This window comes from Paraburkholderia oxyphila NBRC 105797 (assembly GCF_000685075.1).
In the GTDB taxonomy this organism is placed as follows: Bacteria; Pseudomonadota; Gammaproteobacteria; order Burkholderiales; family Burkholderiaceae; genus Paraburkholderia; species Paraburkholderia oxyphila.
The window spans coordinates 1-22651 of record NZ_BAYD01000146.1; the positions used below are offsets into that span (position 1 = coordinate 1).

The 22651-nt window shown below is 59.9% G+C and carries 17 protein-coding genes; 10 read left to right on the forward strand and 7 right to left on the reverse strand.

The annotated features are described in order from the left end of the window. The first annotated feature begins 114 nt into the window (after positions 1-114). Positions 115-1182 (forward strand): purine-nucleoside phosphorylase, encoded by a 1068-nt coding sequence (locus tag BO1_RS44070; RefSeq protein WP_028223027.1) that lies wholly within the window; start codon positions 115-117, stop codon positions 1180-1182. A gap of 35 nt (positions 1183-1217) precedes the next feature. Here BO1_RS44070 and BO1_RS44075 read toward each other — a convergent pair whose 3' ends face one another. Continuing rightward, positions 1218-1685, reverse strand: a complete 468-nt coding sequence (locus tag BO1_RS44075) for an MEKHLA domain-containing protein (protein ID WP_043288914.1) — start codon at positions 1683-1685, stop codon at positions 1218-1220. 223 nt (positions 1686-1908) lie between these two features. Here BO1_RS44075 and BO1_RS44080 point away from each other — a divergent pair, with 223 nt between their 5' ends. Beyond that, positions 1909-3540 (forward strand): MFS transporter, encoded by a 1632-nt coding sequence (locus tag BO1_RS44080; protein ID WP_028223029.1) that lies wholly within the window; start codon positions 1909-1911, stop codon positions 3538-3540. 353 nt (positions 3541-3893) lie between these two features. Next, complete coding sequence (locus tag BO1_RS44085) at positions 3894-4871, forward strand: SphA family protein (RefSeq protein ID WP_043288915.1); 978 nt, start codon at positions 3894-3896, stop codon at positions 4869-4871. Between the two features lie 49 nt (positions 4872-4920). On the opposite strand, the gene fusA is transcribed toward BO1_RS44085, so the two are convergent. Continuing rightward, positions 4921-6969, reverse strand: a complete 2049-nt coding sequence (gene fusA, locus BO1_RS44090) for an elongation factor G (protein WP_028223031.1) — start codon at positions 6967-6969, stop codon at positions 4921-4923. A 176-nt stretch (positions 6970-7145) separates the two neighbouring features. Here fusA and BO1_RS55350 point away from each other — a divergent pair, with 176 nt between their 5' ends. After that, positions 7146-8411: a tyrosine-type recombinase/integrase gene (locus BO1_RS55350; RefSeq protein WP_052409834.1), complete on the forward strand. Its 1266-nt coding sequence runs from the start codon at positions 7146-7148 to the stop codon at positions 8409-8411. A 292-nt stretch (positions 8412-8703) separates the two neighbouring features. Further along, positions 8704-9924 (forward strand): tyrosine-type recombinase/integrase, encoded by a 1221-nt coding sequence (locus BO1_RS44100; protein WP_028223032.1) that lies wholly within the window; start codon positions 8704-8706, stop codon positions 9922-9924. 305 nt (positions 9925-10229) lie between these two features. On the opposite strand, the gene BO1_RS44105 is transcribed toward BO1_RS44100, so the two are convergent. The 4 genes from BO1_RS44105 to BO1_RS44120 form a co-directional block, all read right to left on the reverse strand. Further along, complete coding sequence (locus tag BO1_RS44105; RefSeq protein WP_245644076.1) at positions 10230-11816, reverse strand: AMP-binding protein; 1587 nt, start codon at positions 11814-11816, stop codon at positions 10230-10232. Between the two features lie 8 nt (positions 11817-11824). Next, positions 11825-12673 carry an alpha/beta fold hydrolase gene (locus BO1_RS44110; RefSeq protein WP_028223034.1) on the reverse strand — a complete coding sequence of 283 codons (849 nt, stop codon included), beginning with the start codon at positions 12671-12673 and terminating at the stop codon, positions 11825-11827. A gap of 117 nt (positions 12674-12790) precedes the next feature. After that, a complete protein-coding gene (locus BO1_RS44115) occupies positions 12791-13708 on the reverse strand; it encodes an NmrA/HSCARG family protein (RefSeq protein ID WP_028223035.1) in 918 nt (305 codons plus the stop codon). 64 nt (positions 13709-13772) lie between these two features. After that, positions 13773-14201, reverse strand: coding sequence for a carboxymuconolactone decarboxylase family protein (locus tag BO1_RS44120; protein ID WP_028223036.1), 429 nt, complete (start codon positions 14199-14201; stop codon positions 13773-13775). A 187-nt stretch (positions 14202-14388) separates the two neighbouring features. Here BO1_RS44120 and BO1_RS44130 point away from each other — a divergent pair, with 187 nt between their 5' ends. The 5 genes from BO1_RS44130 to BO1_RS44150 all read left to right on the forward strand — a co-directional run bounded on the left by BO1_RS44130 (position 14389) and on the right by BO1_RS44150 (position 21149). Continuing rightward, a complete protein-coding gene (locus BO1_RS44130; RefSeq protein WP_028223037.1) occupies positions 14389-15276 on the forward strand; it encodes a LysR family transcriptional regulator in 888 nt (295 codons plus the stop codon). A 363-nt stretch (positions 15277-15639) separates the two neighbouring features. Continuing rightward, positions 15640-16356, forward strand: coding sequence for an IclR family transcriptional regulator (locus tag BO1_RS55355; protein ID WP_043288916.1), 717 nt, complete (start codon positions 15640-15642; stop codon positions 16354-16356). A 136-nt stretch (positions 16357-16492) separates the two neighbouring features. Beyond that, entirely contained in the window at positions 16493-17695 is a 1203-nt protein-coding gene (locus BO1_RS44140; protein WP_028223038.1) for a CaiB/BaiF CoA transferase family protein, read from the forward strand. 82 nt (positions 17696-17777) lie between these two features. After that, positions 17778-20432: an aconitate hydratase AcnA gene (acnA, locus tag BO1_RS44145; protein ID WP_084688761.1), complete on the forward strand. Its 2655-nt coding sequence runs from the start codon at positions 17778-17780 to the stop codon at positions 20430-20432. A gap of 312 nt (positions 20433-20744) precedes the next feature. Next, entirely contained in the window at positions 20745-21149 is a 405-nt protein-coding gene (locus BO1_RS44150; RefSeq protein ID WP_028223040.1) for a hypothetical protein, read from the forward strand. 307 nt (positions 21150-21456) lie between these two features. Here BO1_RS44150 and BO1_RS44155 read toward each other — a convergent pair. Further along, a partial coding sequence (locus tag BO1_RS44155) for a GMC family oxidoreductase (RefSeq protein WP_028223041.1) occupies positions 21457-22651 on the reverse strand: 1195 nt, incomplete at its 5' end.

The window sequence follows — 22651 nt, forward strand, 5'->3', positions numbered from 1 at the left end:
CCAAAGCACGAGCGGCCCAGAAAAAAAGCAACCCTTCAAATTCAAATTAACCCCCTTAACAAATTCCACCCACTACAATCCCCAAACACATTCACATGAAAGGCGGACCCTCTCATGCCAAATCGTGCATTTCGCATAATGATTTCATCATTACTGACGGCGGGCACAGCGCTTGCCCCAGCGCTAACGCATGCAACAGACAGCTTCGCACAAGACGAAGCCACACCCCACGGCCGTCCAGTCAAAGTAATGATCATTTCGATGTTCGGCCCGGAGGGCCAGGTCTGGCTCGACCACCTGGGCCCATGGCAGGACATCACCGTAGCGGGCCTGTCCCCTGACTACCCAACCGTCCACTGCAACCGCCAGGACATCTGCGTAATGACAACGGGCATGGGCCACGCAAATGCCGCCGCATCGATCATGGCGCTGACATTCTCGCCGCGCTTCGACCTGCGCCATACCTACTTCATGGTGGCAGGCATCGCCGGCATCGACCCGCTCCAGGGCACCGTCGGTTCCGCTGCCTGGGCAAACTGGCTCGTCGACTTCGGCATTCAGTGGGAAATCGACGGCCGCGAAATTCCACCAGGCTGGAACACCGGCTATCTCGGCATCAATACGACAAGCCCGACGCAAAAGCCGCCGCTCGACTATCGCACCGAAGTGTTCCAGCTCAATCCGGCGCTGTCGAACGCGGCCCTCGCGCTCTCGCGCAACGTAACGCTGAGCGATGACGCCCAGGCGCAAGCGGCCCGCGCCAAATACAACTACGCCCCCGCGAATCGTCCGCCAACCGTGATCCAGTGCGATACCCTGGCCGGCGACACCTGGTGGTCGGGTACCGACATCGGTGAGCGCGCGCGCCGATGGACCAAGATCCTCACCGACGGCAAGGGCACCTATTGCACCACGCAGCAGGAAGACAACGCCACCTTCGAGGCGCTCACGCGCGCCGCGAGCGCGCATCGCGTCGACCTGAACCGCGTCGCGGTGCTGCGTGCCGGCTCGGACTTCGACCGGCCGTACGCGGGCCAGTCGAGCGCCGACAATCTGCTCAACTACGCGTCGCAGGGCGGCTTCACGATCGCAATCGACAATCTGTTCCTCGCAGGCAATCCGCTCGTGCAGGACATCGTCAAGCATTGGGCCGAGTGGCGCGACGGCGTCCCGCAACGGTAGCGCGTTGGCGGTGTGCGCGCGTTCCGGTGAACGGCTCAGAGATCGCGCGTGCGCGGGATGACAACGGCCTGGCCGTGCAGTTTGCCGTTCGCGTCAAGGAGCTGCCACAGCGTGGCTTCCTCGATCATGAAGCGCTCGCCCGACTTCGTGATACGCACGCCTTTGTAGCCCGCCTCGTAGCCAAGCCGCTGCACGCGGGCGAGAAATTGCCGCCGCTCCTCGCGATCCGGCGCTTCGGCCGAGAGCCGGGAGGGCAGTCGGGTGATTTCATCCCAGCTATATCCGAAGCGGTGCTGCGCGGCTTTGTTGCCGTAAATAAAGACCGGGTCGGGATCGGTGTTGTGCGCGAGTACCGCGAATGGGGCATGCTCATAGAGCCATTCGGTCGCTTCGGCGAGAGGCATGGCCTGTGGCACCAGCGGACGGCCAAGGAGTTTGGCGTAGCTTTCGGCAAGGAGCTGATAGAAAGCGGGATCGCTATGGAGTGGGATTGTCTGGGACATCTTCGATGGAGATCGTGGGGGCTATGCAACGGCGCAGGCGCTCACGATACCGTATCCGCGGACGGCGATAAATAAAGCCCGCGGTATCTGTATGATGGCTGCAACCCGTTTGAAAGCTGGCCAAGCCATGCAACTCCCTGTCTAATATCGACTGACCACCGATCGACTGACCACCGATCGACTGACCACCGCAACGTCGATTGCCATCCGTGGCGGAGCGAACTTGGCCAACCCGGATCTTCCCGATAGCGAGCCGAAGGCCGCGCACGTGGTTGGCGCGCAAGCGAGCCCATGCGACGCGCTCGTCATCCGCACGCAACCCACCGCTGTCGACCGCCCGTGCCAGCGCAGGCGTCTCGCGCTAGCCGCGACGATTCTCGGCTCGAGCATGGCGTTCATCGACGGCTCGGTCGTCAATGTCGCGCTGTCGTCCATTCAGAGCGAACTCGGCGCGAGCGTCGCGGCCATGCAGTGGGTCGTCAACGCGTATCTGCTCTTTCTCGGCTCGCTCGTGCTCGTTGGCGGATCGATGGGCGACAAGCTGGGCCGCCGCACGGTGTTCATCGCGGGCATCGCGCTCTTTACGCTCGCGTCCGCCGCTTGCGGGTTCGCAACGAATGCGGGGGCGCTGATCGGCGCACGCGCGGTGCAGGGCATCGGCGCGGCAATGCTCGTGCCCAGCAGCCTCGCGATCATCGGCGCGGTGTTCGATGACCACACTCGCGGCCGCGCGATCGGTACCTGGGCGGGCGTGGGCGCGATCACGTCGGCGGTGGGGCCGGTGGCGGGCGGCTGGCTCGTCGACGCGTTGTCGTGGCGCGCCATCTTCTTCCTGAACGTCCCGCTCGCCGCGGTGACGATCGCGCTCGCCATCGCGTCGGTGCCCAACAGCCACAAGCCCGATGCGCCCGAGCAGCTCGACTGGCCCGGCGCGCTGAGCGCCGCAGCGGGGCTCGCGGCGCTCACCTTCGGCCTGACCGAGGCGTCGGCGCGTGGCTTCGCGCATCCGTTCGTCCTGGGTGCGATCGGCGCCGGCGTGCTCGTGCTCGCCGTATTCGTGATGATCGAAGCGCGTAGCCCCAACCCCATGATGCCGCTCGACGTGTTCCGCTCGCGCGATTTCACCGGCGCCAATCTCGTCACGCTGCTGCTGTATTTCGGCCTCGGCGGGGCGTTCTTTTTCCTGCCGTTCACGCTGATCCGCGCGCATGGGTACACCGCGACCGAAGCGGGTGGGGCGCTGCTGCCCGTGCCCGTCATTATCGGGTTGCTCTCGCGATTCACCGGCGGCCTGACGAGCCGCTTCGGTTCGCGCGCGCTGCTAACGATGGGCCCGGCGGTCGCCGGAATCGGCTTCGCGTTGCTGGCGCTGCCGTTCGCGCGCGGCAGCTATTGGACCGGATTCTTCCCGGCGCTCACCGTGCTCGGGCTCGGCATGACGATCACCGTCGCGCCGCTGACCACGACCGTGATGGGCTCGGTGCCGGGCGAGCGCACAGGCGTCGCCTCCGGCATCAACAACGCGGTTGCCCGCGTCGCGAGCCTGCTGGCGATCGCGGTGCTCGGCATCGTGTTTGTGTGGTCGCACCAGGCGGCGCTATCGGCGCGCCTCGACGCGCTGCACGTGCCGCAGGACGCTCGCCAGACGGCGCCGTTGCTGGAGCCGGACGCGCAGGCCGGGACGGGATCGGGCGCCGCCCACACGCCGCGCCAGACAGCCGTGGCGCGTGCGCAAGCCGACGCCATCACCGACTCGCTGCGCGCCGTCGCGCTCGTCTGCGCCGCGTGCGCGTTCGCTGCGGCGGGCCTTGCGATGGCGACGATTGAGCCACGGAAACGCCGGGGGAAAATCTAGCGACAGAAGAATAGGGGCTCGCTGGGGGCGATCGATACCTGCCAGAGTGGCCAGGCAGGCTGTTTTCAGGTAAATCCCACAAACAGTTCTGATGGCCGTATTCGGCCATGCGGTTGGTCGCGGAGATGCGCCTATCCCTGCTCACTCTTTTAGCTGGTTTCGCACACACGAATAACGACCGCCTGGTTCTTCCGGTGCCCCCCGACAGCTCCGTCAGATTATCTCGAATTTATGCTTAATGACTGTTTTATTTGAAAAACTAAAGCATTCATTGTCTAATAATTGCCGCAGTTTCAGTCGGGCGAAACAAAACCCTTGATAAATAAGTGGCTCCTCACAAGAAAAACTCACCTATGACCTGTCCGAAGCGTATTGGAAACTGCGTCAAGCTTTACGCCGCCACTGGCCTCGCTGCCGCCCTCGCATTCGGGCCGAGGGTGGCCGGGGCAACGGAGGGCGCGCTCGGGCGGCCCGTGGCCGGCACGAGTGTGCTATCGGTCATCGGCATCGTGCCACCGGACCCGATGACCATCGTGAGCCTGCAACAGGTCTATCTCGACGGGTCGATCAGCGCAGACCGCAGCGTGCCGATTGCCGGCAAAGCGTCGCTTGGCGCCGAAGGCAAGCTCGCGCTCACGCTCGCGACGGTCGAACGTGTCTGGGGGGGCATCGGCGGCTGGGATTTTGCGTCGGCCATTACGCTGCCCTATGTGTGGGAAGAGGTCACGGGCACCTTCTCCGCGGGGCGGGTGTCGAGCTCCACGAGCGACCGGGTCTCGAACCTCTACGACATGTATTTCACGCCGATCGTCGCCGGCTACCACTTCAGCCAGACCGACCACATCGCGTTGAGCTTCAACTTCTGGGCGCCCACGGGCCAATACAATCCCCATGATCTCGCCAATGCCAGCCTGAATAACTGGACCTTCGTGCCGCAGGTTGCGTACACGAAGCTCGTGCCCAAATACGGGCTCGAATTCGACGCCGTGCTCGGGCTCCAGTTCTATACGCGCAATTCGGCAACCGATTACCAGAACGCGCCGTTGCTGACGCTCGATGTCATGGGTCTCAAGAAGTTCGCCAATGGCCTCGGCGTGGGCCTCGTGATGGGCACGGTTCAACAGCTCGGCAACGATACCGGCCCGACCGCGGACAAGCTCGATGGCTTTGTCGGGCGCGATTTCGCCATGGGCCCGATCATCACCTACGACACCAAGATCAACGGCAAGCATCCGCTTTCGGCGAGCCTGCGCTGGGTGCCCACCATCGCAAGCACCAATCGCCTCAAGAGCACGGCGACCGTGCAGGCGACGGCCACGATGGCGTTCTGACCGCGCGCGGGGGAAAGCGAACGCAACCGCCGCACCCCGCCGGCGAGATTTATTCCGTGCTCTCGCCGCGCGCCCTGTGCTGGGCCGCGAGCTTGTCCTGCTGCGCGGGCGGTACGGGATCGTAGTGGCTCAGCTGGATGCTGTAGTTGCCGTGCCCGCCCGCGAGCGAGTTCAGGCGCGACTGGTAGTCGTTGAGCTCGGCGAGCGGCACCTTGCCCGCAATCACCATGGCGTTGCCGCTCGCCGTGCGCGTGCCGTGCACCTGGCCGCGCCGCGAGGAGAGGTCGCCGATGATGTCGCCCATCGCCGCTTCGGGCGTCATCACCTCGATGTCGACGATCGGTTCGAGCACGATGGGCTGCGCCTTGAGCACCGCATCGATAAAGGCCTTGCGTCCGGCCGTGACGAACGCCACTTCCTTCGAGTCGACCGGATGGCTCTTGCCGTCGTACACGATCACGCGCACGTCCTGCATCGGGAAGCCTGCGAGCGGCCCGCTTTCGATCACCTGCTGAATGCCTTTTTCGACGGCGGGAATGAATTGCGAGGGAATGGCGCCGCCCTTGACCGCATCGACGAATTCGAATCCCGCGCCGCGCGGCAGCGGCTCCACGCGCAGCATGACTTCGCCAAACTGGCCCGCGCCGCCCGTCTGCTTCTTGTGGCGGCAATGTCCTTCCGCCTTGCCGCCGATGGTTTCGCGCCACGCGATGGTGGGCGGCCGCGTGATGACTTCGAGCTTGTGCTGGTCGGTGAGCCGCTCGAGCATATAGCGCAGATGCAGCTCGCCGAGCCCGTGCACGACGGTCTCGTTGGTGCCCACCGGATGCTCGATCAGGAGACACGGGTCCTCGGCGGCGAGCTTTTGCAGCACCTCCCAGAGGCGCTGCTCGTTGCCGCGCCGCGCCGGCTCGATGGCGAGGCCATAGATCGGATTGGGAAACTCGCACGGGGTGAGATGGATGTTGCCGTCCTCGGGGGCGTCGTGCAGCACGTCGTCGAAGCTGATGTCGTCGGCTTTCGCCACCGCGCAGATATTGCCGGGGCCGGCGCGCAGGATCTCCGTGTGGTCCTTGCCCTGCAGCATCAACAGATGCGCGACCTTGAACGGCTGGCGCCCGTTGCCGATATAGAGCTGGCTGTCGCGCGAGACCGTGCCCTGATGGATGCGGAACACGGCCACCTTGCCGATGTACGGGTCCACCACGATCTTGAAGACGTGTGCGAGCACGTGCTTGTCGGGGTCCGGCTCCGCGCGCACGGGCGTGGCCTTGCCCTCGGTCTCGCGATAGAAGAGCGGCGGGTTGCCTTCGGTGACATTGGGCAGGAGCCGCACGAACACGTCGAGCAATTGCGTAATGCCCGCTCCCGTTGCCGCCGACGCGAAGCACACGGGCACCAGATGCCCTTCGCGCAGCGCGCGCTCGAAGGGCTCGTGCAGCTGCTCCGGGCGGATGGCTTCACCCTGCTCCAGATACAGCTCCATTAATTCGGGGTCCAATTCGATGACCTGGTCGACGAGCGCATTGTGCGCCGCCTCCACCGAATAAAAATCGGCCTCGCCCGCGGGATTGAAGAAGCAGTCCACCACATCGGTGCCGCCCTTCGCGGGCAGATTGATCGGCAGGCACTGCTTGCCGAACATCTCCTGGATCTGCGCGAGCAGGCCGGGAAGATCGACCTTTTCGCCGTCGATGCCGTTCACGACGATCATGCGGCACAGCTTGCGCTGCTGCGCCCAGGCCATCATGCGGCTGGTGGTCATTTCGATGCCGGTGCGCGCGTCGACCACGATGGCCGCCGTTTCCACGGCCTCCAGCGCGCTGATCGACATGCCCGCGAAGTCGGGATAGCCGGGCGTATCGAGCAGATAAATGCGCGTGTCCTGGTAGTCGACATGCGCGACCGCGGAACTGAGCGAGTGGTGGTATTTCCGCTCGAGCGGGTCGAAATCGCACAGGGCGGTGCCGCGGCTCACGCTGCCGGGTGCGTGCAGCGCGCCGCCCTGATGCAGCAGCGCTTCGGCGAGCGAGGTCTTGCCGCAACCGGCGTGGCCGACAAGCGCGACTGTGCGGATGGCTTCGGGACTGTAATCCATTTGTCGATCCCTTGTTGTGCAGGTTCATCCAGTGTGGTCTACAATCTTTCTGTAATTCCACTGTATAATCAATACGTTGTCAACATGATTGGCCTGAGTTGATCCATTTTGATCCGACTGCTACCAAGTGTCGGATGGTGGGCTAGATGGTGGGTCAAAACCTTGGGGAATGCCCTATGCCCATGCTTACCGACCGCGCGCTTCGCAACCTGAAACCCGACGATGGGCCGCTCACCGATAGTCAGGTGCCCGGACTGATGATCCGCCCCAATGCCAACGGCGGCAAGTGGGCGTTGCGCTACGTGAGCCCTACGACGCGGAAGCGCCGTGAAATGGGATTGGGCGTGTACCCGGCTACGTCGCTGCGCGACGCCCGAGTGCGCGCGCTGGCGATGCGCAGCCAGATCGACAGCGGTCACGACCCAATCCAGGAGCGTAGACGCGAGCAGGTGATCACCGAGCGGGCGGCGAATGTGCCCACGTTCCTGCAGGCCGCCGAGAAAACGCACGAGAAGGCTAAGAGCGGCTGGAAGCATGCGGACGGCAGAAACGCGCGGCGGTGGCTCAGTAGCGTAAAAATGCACCTCGCGCCGCTACTGGAGTGTCGCGTCGATACCCTCAAGCCGCGCGACTTTTCCGATACGCTCGCGTCTGCGTGGATTGAGTGTCCACGTGTCGCGGACAATGTCTTTCAGCGCGCTAGCGCGATCATGGAATGGGCTTTCGCGGCGTACCCGGAGCACGTAATGTGTAATCCGGTGCCTAGCGCGCGCGCCTTGCTACCGAGCCGAAGCGCGCGGCAGTCGAAGCCCAAACATCACCCCGCGATCCAGCACACCGATGCACCCGCGTTCGTACGCACGTACCTTGCGGGCATTGAGCCGCACGAGGTGACGCGCGCGTGCACATTCGTGCTGCTGCACACGGCGGTTCGCCCAGCCGAGGCGCGCGGCATGGAGTGGGGTGAACTTGATCTCGATCGTGCGCGGTGGCTGATCCCCGCGGAGCGGATGAAAGGTGGCGTCGAACACGATGTGCCGCTCGTCCCCGAGGTGGTGAGCCTGTTGCGCGCGATGCGCGAAACTAAAATGCACGAACGGTACGTTTTCCCTAACGTAACCAATACCGGGCCGCTTTCTGATGTGGACCTGCAGACGTTCTTTCGGGAAACGGGCGTTGTGTCGGATACCTCGGGCCGCACGCCTGTGCCACACGGATGCCGTGCGTGCTTTCGCGGTTGGGTTGATGCCAAAGGCTACGATCCCAGACTTGGCGAACGCCAGCTTGCGCACCGACCACGCGGGGAGACAGCGGTGGCATATCAACGAGATACGATGTTTGAGAGGCGGGCGATTCTCATGGGCGCATGGACGAATTACCTGCACGGGCGGCCAGCGGCAGGTGACAACGTGATCCCGCTTAACGTGAGCGCAGCGGCATAAAAGACCTCCGGTCTGACCAGCGAGGTCGGATCGTGCTTCGAATGATTTATCCATGTATGCACGAACTCATAATCCGCCGGAGAAATCCCGTCGTCGGTTCGAGCCCGACCCGGCCCACCATTTGTTGTTCCAGCTAGATCCTGGGCGTTCTGATCAGCGACCGAGAACCCTTATTCCACGGGTGTTCTGGGCATATCTGCGTCCGGCAATAGCCGTCTTTTTCCGTTGACTACCCTCCATTCTTGGGGGTAGTTTTGGGGGTATGCCGCTCTCCACAACAGGAGATACCCCCATGCCCCTCTCTGATGTCGCGATCCGAACCGCGAAACCGGGCGCCAAGCCAATCAAGCTATTCGATGGAGGTGGTCTCTACCTTCTACTGACTCCGCGGGGTTCCCGCCTGTGGCGGATGAAATACCGCGTCGCAGGTAAGGAGAAGCTTCTCGCACTCGGAGCGTACCCCACTGTGTCGCTAAAGGACGCGCGCGACCGGTGCGATGAGGCGCGCAAGAAGCTCGCGGCGGGCTACGACCCGGGTGAAACCAGAAAGGTGCAGAAAACTGTCGCGAAGGATCTCGCCGCGAACAGCTTTGAAGTCATCGCGCGAGAATGGTTCGAGCTGACGAAAGATAAATGGGAAACAGAATACGCCAAGCTGATCATGCACCGTCTGGAGCGCGACATGTTCCCCTCTCTGGGTAAGTGCCCAATCGCCGGGATCACTCCAGTGGAGTTATTGGCTGCGCTGCGGAGGATCGAAAAACGAGGCGCGATTGACACTGCGCATCGCTCCTTGCAGAAGTGCGGACAAATCTTCCGGTACGCGGTGGTGACCGGCCGGGCAGATCGTGATCCTACGACGGACCTTCGCGAGGCGCTTAGGCCCGCCCCCAAGCAACATTATGCTTCGATTAAAGACCCCAAGGAAGTTGGTGCGCTTGTACGCGCCATCCGCGACTACCAGGGCGCTTTTGAAACAAAATGTGCACTAGTCATCGGAATCCTAACATTTGTTCGACCTGGCGAGCTTCGTAAGGCGGAGTGGTCCGAATTTGATCTTGACCAGGCTGAATGGCGAATCCCCGCAAGCAGGATGAAAATGAAGGAGCAGCATATCGTTCCTCTTTCAAAACAGTCGCTTACTGTTCTGAAAGAGCTGTACTCGGTGACAGGGCAAGGACGTTACCTGTTTCCCTGCGTCAGGACTAGCGTTCGACCGATGAGCGAGAATACGGTCAATGCGGCCCTTCGCAGGCTTGGCTACACGCGGGAGGAGATGACCGGTCATGGATTCCGCAGCACTGCATCGACATTGCTCAACGAGCAGGGATGGTCGCCGGACGCAATCGAACGGCAGTTGTCGCACGGAGAGCGGGACGAGGTGCGGGGTGCTTATAATTTTGCTGAGTACTTGCCTGTTCGAAGGAAAATGATGCAGGCGTGGGCGGACTACCTTGACACGCTTGAACAGGGTGCAAGAATTATTCGGTCCCAATTCCCGCGTGCAGGATAACGAGAGTGGCTAGTGATAGTCGATAGGTGTCTACCGGCGCCCGATCAGTTCGCGCTTATAGCCGACGAGGAGAACGCCGTGAGGTTCCCCCTTTCGATGGCCAATTCGTGGGAAGGAATCTGGGGAGTGGGCAATTCACCGCGATAGCTCGCGCAAAGACGAATATCCACGCGTATCATCTATGGCGTCATAGCAACAAATGCTGCTACTGCCGGGTCGACCTCTATGTTTACACACTCTCAGCAAGGGATACGTTTTTCGAGGGCAAGGTCAAAAGCTTGGTAGCAGCCTCTAGTGAGACGGATTCACACCCTGTGCGGAGACCGCTCCGAAACCTGCTTACGCAGATCACCTTTTCGAACCTTGCCTGATGCCGTCCGCGGCAGCTCTGTGACGATGCAGAGGTGCTCGGGTGTCTTTTGCTTAGCCACGCCGGCAGCTATAAAGTGGCTTTGAAGGGCGCTCAGATCAAGTGAAGCGTTCTCCTTTAGGACAACGACCGCGCAGACTCTTTCGCCATATCGTTCATCGGGCTGTGCCACGACCGCGACGTCGCGCACTGCCGGATGAGTGGCAAGCACTCTCTCCACCTCAAGCGACGAGATATTCTCGCCGCCTCGAATCACAATGTCCTTCTTTCGGTCCGTGATCGTCAGATAGCCGTTTTCGTCGAGGTGTCCGATATCGCCTGTGCGAAACCATCCATCCGGAGTGAAGGCGGTCGCATTTAGCGCCAAGTCGGTGTAGCCGACGAACAATTCCGGTCCCTTTATGAGGATCTCTCCGTCACATCCGCCCACCAGTTCGTTATCCAGCTCGTCGACGATTCGGACTTGTGAACCGGGCTGAATACGGCCGTCCGTATAGGCGCGGCGCTCGAATGGCGAATGGGCCCAACCCACGCTGACTGTCGAATGCTCGGTCAGCCCGTACCCTCGGGTTCCAGCGAATCCAGCACGATCGGCCATGGCAACATGCTCGGGTGTGACGCCTGTGCCGCCCAGTCCATATGACATGAGGGGCGCTAGGCTGCGCCCATCGCGTCGGGCGGCGTCGAGGAGTCCATGAAGATGGAACGGCGTACCGCCTGAGAGGCGTACGCGATATTCTTCGATTAGTTGCGCAGCAAGTTTGGCGTCCCATCGATCCATGAACACCATTTCAGTGCCGGTAACGAATGGGCGCAACAAGAAATTGAAGCCAGCGATATGTCCAGCGGGGAAGGGCGTGAGATACGGTCCCGGTCCGTCAATGAACGGAATCTGCCACTCGGCGCCTACGGTACGATGAGTATGCTGCACGCCTTTGGGGGAAGCTGTCGTCCCCGACGTATAGAGCAACAGACAGATGTCTTCCGGCATTGGCGGGTCAATAGGAACCTTATTATGGGTTGTCGCGGCGAGTCGTTGTAGCGCCTCGAATGTGATGCCATTGGAGGGTGTTCGTTCTCCCACGACGATAATGCGCTCCAGATCGGGAGGGTCGTTCAGTGCCGCGACCCGCTCGAGATAGTCGGTGCCGGACCAGAAGTCGGGCACACAAAAGAATCTGGCGCGCGATTGTCGAAGGATGAAACCGACTTCGGCAGGGCCGTAGACATGGACGATTGGTACGAGTACCGCACCGATCTCAAGGGCTGCCAGATAGAGAAGTGCGGTTTCGCGCTGCGTTGGTAGCTGTATCGCGAGCACGTCATGGCGACGTAGGCCGATGGCTCGCAGAGCCTTGCCAATCTCTACTGCCTCGCGAAGGAGAGACTGGGTTGTGCAGGTATATGAGCCGTTCTGGGTATGAAAATGGAGTGGAGTAGCGCCGCGCTTCTCAACGGTCTTGGCAATGAGAGTCGGCAAAGGCAATTCGGTCGACCAAGGCGCGGTGGTTAATTCGCTCATATCGGGGCTCATGCTAGCAACGCTCTTAGTACGCCTACGAGCGCGAGTGGCTGGTCAAGCATCATGTGATGGCCTGCGCCCGGCATCGTGATGGGACCCTTGGCACGTGGTATCGCCGCCACGATCCGATGCGCGAGATCCGCGTTGACTACACTGCTCAATTCGGCGTGAACGTAACTGATCGGTACGGTAATGCGGCTCAGCAATCTTTCATCTTCTTCGACTAACTGAAGGTCCCGCAGCTTAGGATCGAAGCGCCATACCCAGCCCCCCGCCGTTTGGCGAAGTGATGTCTGGGCGAGGTATTCGAGGAGCCACGCCGGGCAATTCTGTTCAGGTGTGAGTCGAAAGCGACCGATTGCAGTATGCCGATCCGGATAGGGGCGTGGGGGAGGCCGTCGTTCCACTGCAGGTGACGTATTGCCGCGCACCTTAAAATGCGAGTCGAGCACGATGGCGTGCGAAAGGCGATCAGGAAAAGTCGCACACGCGCGCAGGAGACGAGAGCCGCCGAAGCTGTGACCGACCACAGTGCATGGCCCGGAGTCAATTGTGTCCACGACGGCAACGAGGTCGCGAACGAACATTTCGTTGGCATATTCCCGCCTATAACCGCTTTCTCCCATACCACTGAAATCAAGCGCGAACACGCGAAAGCGTTCTATGAAAAATGGTGCGATGAAATCCCACCAGTGTGTATGCCCTAGAAAGCCGTGAGCGAAGACAAGCGGAGGCTTGTGCGTGTCCGCGGCGTTCCAGGAGACGTAGTGCACCGCAGCTCCGCTGCTTTCGGTAAAGTGAGAGCTGCGCGGCTGGCGGATTGCGCTATTGAACCAGGACGGGCTAAGGTCGTTCATTATGACTTTTTCATTGCATGAGGCGGGCACGCGCCGATTCCCTGCGGTTCGCGAGAATTGAGGTCATGCACAGGAGACACACTCGTAAACGACTCGTTGATTTCTTCGCGATGCGAGCTATGCAATAGAAAATTGCTCGCGATTCGCATCGAGCCAATCTTCCATGAAGGTCAACTGAACACCACGCAAGGGAAGCGAATCGACATCGACGCAATATCCAACCTCGTTGATCCATTCCTGAGCATTCACCCAGGCGGGCGCGAGGCCCCGCGCTCGCGCTTCATCAGGTGTGACATGCGAAACATGGACCTGTTTGTCCAAGACGTGACCGAGTCTGCGCGCGACGTCCGACATTGTGAGCTTCTCGGACGCCAGCGGCACGGTCTCACCATGCCACTTTTTTGGGTCGAGTAGCGCGCCGGCAGCGAACGTACCCACGTCGTCCGCGGAAATCCAGTCGAGGCGCGTGTCGGGTCGCAGCGCGCTCAGCAATACGCCGTCTCGCAGTTGAGGAAACATCGCACGCACTTTCGGCTCAGCGAGGTTATCCATCATGAATGCTGGTTGCACGACCGTCCACGATTCGAATCCCGCTGAGCGTACGGCTTCTTCGACATCCCATTTATCTGTCCAGTACTTCTCGTTCCAGCGCTTCTCGCCCCATCCAGCAAATGCCTCATGATTACCAGCCTGTGCGACGGAGGTGTGGACGAACTGCGACACGCCCGCATTGCGCGCAGCTTGAACGAGTGAGTAACCTTGGCGGCGTTCGCTGTCGCTGCGTTTAAAGTCGGGAAGTAGCACCGAGAATACGGAACTGGCGCCTTCCAATGCGTATTCGAGCGACTGTAGGTCGTCGAGATCACCTTGTACTGCATGTGCGTTCATTTCGATGAGCGCCCGTGAGGCCGGGGAATTTGGATCGCGCGTGAGGAAGCGAACCTTGCGTCCGACCGCAAGCAGGCTGCGAGCCGTGGCGCCGCCTTGCGCGCCAGTTGCGCCAATGACGAGCACTGCATTAGACGAATCTGTCATGATTTGTATAGAGGTCGAACTATAGACGCAGGCAAACTGAGAGACAGAGCGTACCGGCGTGTTGTCAAAGTAAGCCGCGTTCTTCCGAAGTGCGGGTGGTGGTGTCGATGCCAAGTTCCCGCAGCGTCTCGAGAACGGCGGTCATAGCTGACGCCACCGCCGGGAATCCAGCGTACGGGAGCGCCTGGATGAGCACGCCTTCGAGTTCGCGTGCGCTCAGACCGTTGCGTACTGCGATACGGACGTGGTTCTTGAGTTCGAGCGTTTGTCGGCTGGCGATCAGTATGCCGAGTGTCACTAAGCTGCGCTGTTTCCGTTCGAGTTTGTCGTCCCCCCAAACATCTGCGAACGCGTAGTTGACGGCAAAGCGTGCAATGTCGGAGCCGAAACCTGTGGATTCACTTGCGGCGCGCAAGCTTGCCGCCTTGTCTTCACCCATGATTTCACCAAATACTTTTAGGCCGTATGCGTGCTTTTCGTCGAGGCTTTTCATTTGCGTCTCCTGTTTTGCCGCGGTTGAGCGGCTATTGATAGCGAACGTGGGGTTGGGTCTCTCAATCCCGCGAGTGTTCTTCATGTAGAAAGATATTCATAACGTGGCCACGATCCGTTCGCAGTACATCGCGACGGCGTAAAAGACGATATGCTTGAGGAACCTGATATCGAAGGCATATCGAGCCATGGAATTACGGCACCTCAGACACTTCATTGCTGTCGCGGAAACCCAGCACTTTGGCCGTGCAGCTGCGCGGCTCGGCATGGCGCAGCCGCCGCTTAGCCAGTCGATTATGCGGCTGGAAGAGCAGCTTGGCGTCAAGCTGCTAGAACGTACACCGCGAGGCGTTTCGCTTACGTCCGCCGGCGCCGCGTTGCTCGCTGATGCTAAGCCGCTGGTCGCGCAAGCCGAGCTAGCCGAGCGGAGAGTGCGGCAAGCCGCCGAAGAACGGGCGAGCTTGAGCATAGCGTTCGTGCCGATGTGTGCGCTGCGCATATTGCCGCTAGCCATTCAGGGGTTGCGCAAACAATGGCCCGGCGTCGATGTACGGCTGATCGAGCGTGGTAGCGCGCTGACTGTAGCGAGTGTGAAAAACGGCAGTATCGACCTCGGTGTGGTGGTGACCAGTCTGGCGAACGTGTCGGACTTGGAAAGTGTAGTTATCGAGCGGCTACGGGTGGTGGCCGCAGTTCCTGCGAATTGGCCCGTGGCGTCGCAGCGCTCGGTCCGTATTGCAGATCTTGCACAATTTCCGCTCATCATGTTCCCTCAGCAGTTGTCGCAGCCGCTGTTTGCTGCGTTCGAGACGGCGCGACGTGATGCAGGGCTGTCGCCTCGCGTTACTCAACAAGCCCGCCATCCGTATACGATGCTAAACCTTGTAGCGCACGAACTGGGTATCGGTCTGATGGTGGACTCAGCACGACATTTGCCAGTAGAGGGGGTCGCCTTCGTTGATATAGACGATGTCCCCGCGTCTGACGAAATGGATGTGTCGCTGGTGTGGGCTGACAGGTCGCACAAGCCATATCACCACGCGATGGTCACCATCATCCAAGAACTCGCGTTGTAGGCCAATACCTGACGAATCCCATGCACCTCGCTCTTGACCCCCCTCGGCTCCTTTCTGGCGCCCGATTAGACGTCGCCTCCTTTCTGATTGCTGTGGATTTCCTGATTCGCGGTCGGCGCGACCGTACATAAATCGCTGGTTGGGTTGATTCTCGCAGAGGATAGTGCCAAGTGCCGAGTAATGCAACATGCAGTTGCATTACTCGGCACTTGGCACTAACATGTACGTGCTGAAGGATGGCGGTGTGTGCGTAGATCGCAGGCGTGCGTTGCCAGTCGAGTGGTCGGTTCAATAATGGGTGGTGAGCCTCAAAGCGTGAGGCGGCGCGTTTCACATACAGGCGATTCGTTAGGATGGCAGGGTATGAGTTCAGACGGTGTAGCGGCGGTTGAGCGGGCGCTAGATATTCTGGAGGCATTCAACGAGCGCGACGGTGCGTTGGCACTCGCCGAAATCGCGAGCCGTACGGGCTTTTACAAGAGCACAATTCTTCGCTTGATCGAATCGCTGGAAAAGTATGGCTACGTTCAACGCACTACGGACGGGCTTTACCGCCTCGGGCCGAAGACGCTATCGCTCGGCTTCATGTATCAGCGCAACTTCACACCAGCGGATTTCGTGCCGCAGGCGTTGCGTCGTCTCGTTGACGAAATCAACGAGAGCGCTTCATTTTACGTGCGCGATGGAGACTCCCGCGTATGTTTGTTTCGTCAAGATGCGGATCGTGCCATACGGGATTCTGTGCATGTCGGTCATTGGCTGCCGCTGAACGTAGGCGCAGGCGGCCATGTCCTCCTGGCGTTCAGCGGATTGACCGGCGATAAGTACGAACGTATTCGTGGTCGCATGTACGCCACGTCCGTTGGCGAGCGCGATCCGGAGACGGCTGCAATCGCGTGCCCGGTACTTGGGGTGCGCGATCAACTGGTGGGCGTGTTAACGATTTCTGGGCCGCGCTATCGGCTCGAAGTGGCAACGTTGGAATCGTTCGTCCCGACGCTGTTGAAGTTTGCCTCGGAATTGTCGAAGCAATGTGGTGGTGACGAAACCCGTTTTCTGAAGGCAACACGCCGGAAATAACCGCACTTCGTCGCGGGGAGCCAGGCATCGTTTGGCTTTTTTTAAGGTTTTCCTAGAACGATGTTCTGACAGTCGGAATGACAGTGCCATTTCCATGGCGCATTTGCAGAAAATAATTCTGAAAATCGGGTTGATAATGACTCAGGCGTTGAAAGGAATTAGGGTTCTCGACGTAACGAATGTCCTGGCGGGTCCGTTTTGTGGCTACCAGTTGGCCCTATTGGGGGCCGATGTCATCAAGATCGAAACACCCGGCAGCGGAGATCTGGCACGGCAGCTTGGCGCCGATCCGAAATTGAACGCCGGATTGATGGGCGCATCGTTTCTTGCGCAGAACGCCGGTAAGCGGTCGGCCACCATCAATCTGAAGGCCGCGGCGGGCAAGGATATTTTTCTGAAGCTGGTTGAGTCTGCCGACGTGATCATCGAAAACTTCCGGCCAGGCGTCATGGATCGCCTTGGTGTTGGTTATGACTATCTGCGAACCATAAATTCGCGTCTCGTCTACTGCGCGATTTCAGGATTTGGTCAGACGGGGCCGCTTAAGGGGGCCCCTGCCTATGATCAGATTGTTCAGGGCATGTCAGGTGTTATGAGCGTAACCGGCGACGAGCAAAGTGCACCGATGCGTGTGGGCTACCCTGTCGCAGACACGTTGGGTGGCGTTACCGCCGCATTTGCAATCAGTTCGGCGCTGGTGCGCCGCGCTTCAACGGGCGTCGGCACGTTTATTGATGTCTCGATGCTCGACTGCATGCTGGCATCAATGGGTTGGGTTGTTTCCAACTATCTGATTGCAGGACAGCCGCCGCAAGCGATGGGAAATGAGAACTTCACGGCAGCGCCTTCAGGCGCGTTCAAAACAGGTGATGGTCTGCTAAACATTGCAGCGAACAAGCAGGAACAGTTCGTGGCGCTAGTGGAAATCCTAGGGATGAGCAATCTCGCCACAGATCCGCGTTTTGCGCAGCGCGATACGCGTAAACAAAATCGGGAGGAGTTGAAGACTTTGATTGAGTCCGGTCTGCAGGCGAAATCTGCTGCCGATTGGGAGCGAATCCTGGCGGAAGCGGGTATCCCCGCTGGGCGCGTGCTGGACGTGCCGAGTGCGCTCACCGAGCCGCAGATCGTGCAACGGCGGCTGGTGAAATCGTTTGCAGGGGTGTTGGGAAATGAGCGCGATGTACCGGTGATGTTATCCGGCTTCAAAATGCACGAAGCGGATCCGGACGTTGCCCTTGCGCCGCCGCGACTCGGGGAGCATACCGCGCAGGTGTTGGGTGAACTCGGCTACACGAGCGCACAAATCGAACAGTTCAGAGATCAGGGAGCGATATGAAATCGACTGCCGGAAAGCGTTCCGCACACCTATACGGGACAAGAGAGACGTATTCCGCCTCCTTTGATCGATGAGAGTCCGAATGAATCAGATTGAATCGACGATGGACCTCGCGGCATTCGTTCAGCCGATCGACTGGGGCGATGGTGGGCGTAGTCGCATCATCTCATTGCGAGCGATCGAGGTCGCGTTCTCGGCTGTCGAACGTTTTCCGGCCTCGATTCGCATCCTGCTCGAAGCCATGGTACGGCGATTCGACGGCGAGCACACGACGAGCGAGCATCTGAATAACCTTCTCGCGTGGCATACCGGAATGCGAGATGAGATTCCGGCCTGGTTCTCCCGCGTGCTCCTGCAGGATGCTTCAGGTATCCCGCTGCTCAGCGATCTCGCCGCGATGCGTGCGGCTGCATTGCGTGACGGCGTTGCAGCGGAATCCGTACAACCACGCATTCCAGTAGATCTCGTCATCGATCATTCAGTGGTCGTAGATTTCTCTGGGACGCCCTCATCCCGGGAACAAAATCTCGCGCGCGAGTTTCAGAACAACGACGAGCGATATCAATTCGTAAAGTGGGCGGAGCAGGCATTCAATGGCCTTCGCGTGGTTCCCCCAGGGCACGGTATCGTGCATCAGGTCAATCTCGAGTATCTGTCGACGGGTCTTGTGCAGCGCGATGGATTTGCTTTTCCAGATACGCTGGTCGGGACTGATTCGCATACCACAATGGCTAACGGACTCGGCATTCTCGGTTGGGGCGTGGGTGGCCTGGAGGCTGAGTTGGCCGTGCTTGGGTTGCCCCTTTACATCCCGACACCAGAGGTAATTGCCGTCGCACTGTCTGGATCGCCGCAAACAGGGACGAATGCGACCGATGTGGCACTCTATCTCACAGGGGTGCTGCGCGAATATGGCGTTGTGGGCAAGCTACTGGAATTTGTCGGTGCCGGGGCGCGCGCCTTAAGCGTTCCCGATCGTGCGACGATCGCTAACATGGCGCCGGAATACGGCGCAACCACAGGCTACTTCGCCACGGACGAAAAGACCCTCGCGTACTTCCGCGACACCGGGCGTTCGAAACAGCTGGTGGATCGTCTCAGAACCTACTGCCTGGAGCAGCGGCTTTTTGGCATTCCTGATGCCGTGGATCTAAATTATTCGGCGACGCTCGAAGTCGATCTGTCACGCGTGGGACGACGCGTCTCCGGACCGCGCCGTCCTCATCAGACATTGTCATTGCCCGAGGTGCGTGGAAGCCTCCCAGCTAACGTTGGTTCGGCACAGCCTCGCCCGGCTCACATTGGAAGCCTGAGCGAAGGCGCGGTCGTGCTAGCCGCAATCACCTCCTGCACCAACACTGCTAACCCGGCCGCAATGTTGACGGCAGGCCTCGTTGCCAAGGCAGCGGTGGAACGTGGCATGACGGTGCCGGGATACGTGAAGACAGTGCTCGCGCCTGGTTCGCTCGCGGTGACGAAGTATCTGCAACGCGCCGACGTGCTTTCGTCGCTAGAGGCGTTGGGATTTCATGTGGCAGCGTACGGCTGCGCGGTTTGTGTCGGAAATTCGGGCTCGCTGCAGGAGGGTGTGGAAGCCGACATAGCCGCGGATAACTTGACGGTCGCAGCGGTACTGTCAGGCAACCGGAATTTCGAGGGGCGCATCCACCCGCACATTAACGCTAACTATCTGGCGAGCCCTGCGCTTGTGATTGCGTATGCTCTCGCCGGGACGGTACTGGTTGATCTCGAAAATGAGCCTGTTGCCACCGACCGCGATGGGAACTTGGTATTCTTGCGTGACCTTTGGCCGGACGAGGCCGCTGTGCAGAGTTTACTTGGGCACGCCTGCATTCAGTCGGACTATGGGGCGATTGCGAACATGAGTGGTGCTGCCAGTCAAATCTGGAACGGGATAAAGCCCTCTGGAGGGGCCGGCTATCAATGGCAGGAAGACTCCACCTATTTCGTTGAGCCGCCATTCTTTGACAATATGAGGAAGGCGATCGGCACGACATCCATCACTGGCGCGCGAGTGCTTGCGGTTCTTGGCGATTCGATCACCACGGACCATATCAGCCCAGTTGGCCGCATCGCGGTCGACAGCGATGCTGGCCAGTATTTACAGCAGCAGGGGGTTCGGCCTGAAGATTTCAACACTTATGGTGCGCGCCGATGCAATCACCATCTCATGGTGCGTGGGACATTTGCGAGTCCCCGTCTGGCCAACGCGCTGGTTCGGCCGGTAGTCGGACCGTTTACCCGGTCGGCGCGTGACGGGCGCATACGCACGCTGTTCGAGGTGGCTCGTGAAAATACCGAAGATGCAGTTCCCAGCGTCATCGTTGCCGGCAAATCATACGGCGCAGGAAGTGCAAGGGATTGGGCGGCGCGAGGAACAGCGCTGCTCGGTGTGTCCGCCGTGCTTGCCCGCAGTTTTGAGCGTATTCATCGCAGCAATCTGGTGCTGATGGGAGTATTGCCCATCGAAATTCCTGATTCGGCCGACTTTGGGGAGATGGAATGGTGTGGCGCCGAGTCAATCGATATACATTTCGACTGCGATGAGCTGGCCTGCCGCCAACCTGTGCGCGTTGTGGTGACCCGCGCGGGCACAGAGGTAGTCCAGTTAACGGCGACGTTGCGCGTTGATACGCCTGCGGAACTACGATATCTGCGGGGAGGTGGCGTTTTTAGCTACGTTTACGTGAATTCCTGCAATGGACAGGCAGCTTGACTTATGTACCATACGTCGAAGACACAGTCCGTGCCGGTAAGCAGGATATTGCTTATGTAAGAGATGTTTTCAAGAAGAGCTCATAGGGCTGGTAAGAAGCGTTCATGCGGAAGAGTCCGACTAATGCCGATGGCCGAGATCAGCAAGCCGCTTGGGCAGACGCGGAATGATTTTTCTAGCGTCGAGCTGGTTGAGGTAGCCGGCCATCAGGACGGCTTTTACAGTCGGGGATGGAGATAAAGATCTGCTGGATTCCCCTTGACGAGGTCAGCTCGGATGTCGGTGGTTGCACCTGCATTGAGGGTACCCACCGTGGGCAACCTGCACGATCTCTCCAAGCCGCACATGTTCCGTATTCCATCCGATGTGGTCCCGATCGAAGGATGGAAAAGCGCCGATATCGAGTTTGGCGACATCGTCATTTTCGATCTCGATTCGCGCCACAGTGGACTCACCAACGTCTCGAAGGGCGAAGGACTGATTCGGCTTTCGATGGACATTCGGGTTGCCGAGGCTCCGGGCAAGGTTCCCACGCTCGGCGAACGGCTCAGTCTGTCGGAAAATCAACTGACCGTTCGTAACGAAAGGACGGACAAAGAAGAGAGCTACGCGATCAACGTGGAAACTTATGTGCGCAGCTCTGACGGCAAGAAACGGGACGGCGCCGACATTCTGAACACCTTCAAACCCAGGGAAACGGTTATCGGGAATCCTTAGGATGGACGGACTGCCACGCTGGTCCATTCGATTCACTGAACGGGCATGTTCTTCAATTGAAATTCTCGTTAATTCGTAGTCACTCGACAATTACGAGGACGCGAAAACATCATGGTCATAGCCACGCGTAAGGCGAATCTGTTGTTGGCAGTAGCGCTCGTTGCAGGAGATCGCGATCTGTTGAAGTCGTTGATGAAGGATGCGATTCAAGATGTACTAAGGCGGAGATGCCCGATCTGCTAGGTGCTGGTGGCGGGCGAGCGGACAGAAGCGGGCAAGCCACCGGCTCACGGAAAATCGGCGCCCCCTAGCCACGCAAGCGCTGCTTCCAGTCCTCAAGCATCAGGTCCGAAGCGCGCCACGCCATCGCCATCATAGGCGCATTGGTATTGCCCGCGATGATCTCCGGGCATACCGAACAATCCATTACGCGCAGACCGGACACGCCCCGAACCCGCAGCCGCTCGTCCACCACGGCCGCAGCGTCGCTGCCCATGCGGCAAGTACCAGAGGCGTGATAGCCGGACTGGCCGTATTTTCTGAACGCATCAAGAATCTCGTCATCAGTCTGTGCGTCCCGGGTCCACTTTGTTTCACTCACGACATAGGGGCGCAGTGCTTCCTGTCCCACTAGCCTGCGGACGTAGCGCACCATCCCGATGCTGACGTTACGGTCATAATCGGTGGCCAGATAGTTGGGGTCGATCTGAGGCAACGCATTCGGGTCGGCGGACTGGATCATGACGCTGCCCTGGCTCGTGGGCCTGAGCAGATACGGGTAGAGCTGCATGCCGGGTTCTTTTTCGAACGACATGTGGCCCGGCGTATCGAGATCCAGGCTATAGGGTGAGAACATCAATTGCGCTTCCGGTCGCCTAGCACCAGGCAGAATCTCGACGAAGGCGGCAGCCTCCGACGAAGCGTAGGCCATCGGGCCTGAGCCGAATACCAAGTATTTGAGAATGTTCTTCGCCAGACTGAGTCCGCCAAACTGGTTGTTGTAGCTGTCGGCCTGATGCTTCAGACGGAATTGCAGAAAGATTAGCTGGTGCTCGCGCAGGTTTTGGCCGACCCCCTGGCTGTCTTGCACCACCTCGATGCCCAAGGACTGCAATTGTCCTGCAGGGCCGATGCCGGACAGTTGCAGCAGCTTGGGCGACTGAATTGCGCCGGCGCTCAGGATGACTTCGCCACCGCGATGCACGCGAAAATCGAGCGTTTTTCCGCCTTGGGTGCAGCAAACGCCAGCGGCGCGTCTCCCGGCGAAAGAGACGCGATTGACCTGAGTGTCCGTGACAATCGTCAGGTTCTTGCGGCGACCGCGAATCGGATCGAGAAAGCCGCGCGCTGCGCTGACGCGGCGTCCTCGCCGGTCGATATTGGCCTGCAGATAGCCGATGCCACTATGCTCGGGCTGGTTCTGATCAGGCTTGACTCGCAAGCCCGTCTGTCTGCCCGCATCGAGCAGCGCGTCGGCAAGACCCGACGGGCGAGGATGGGGA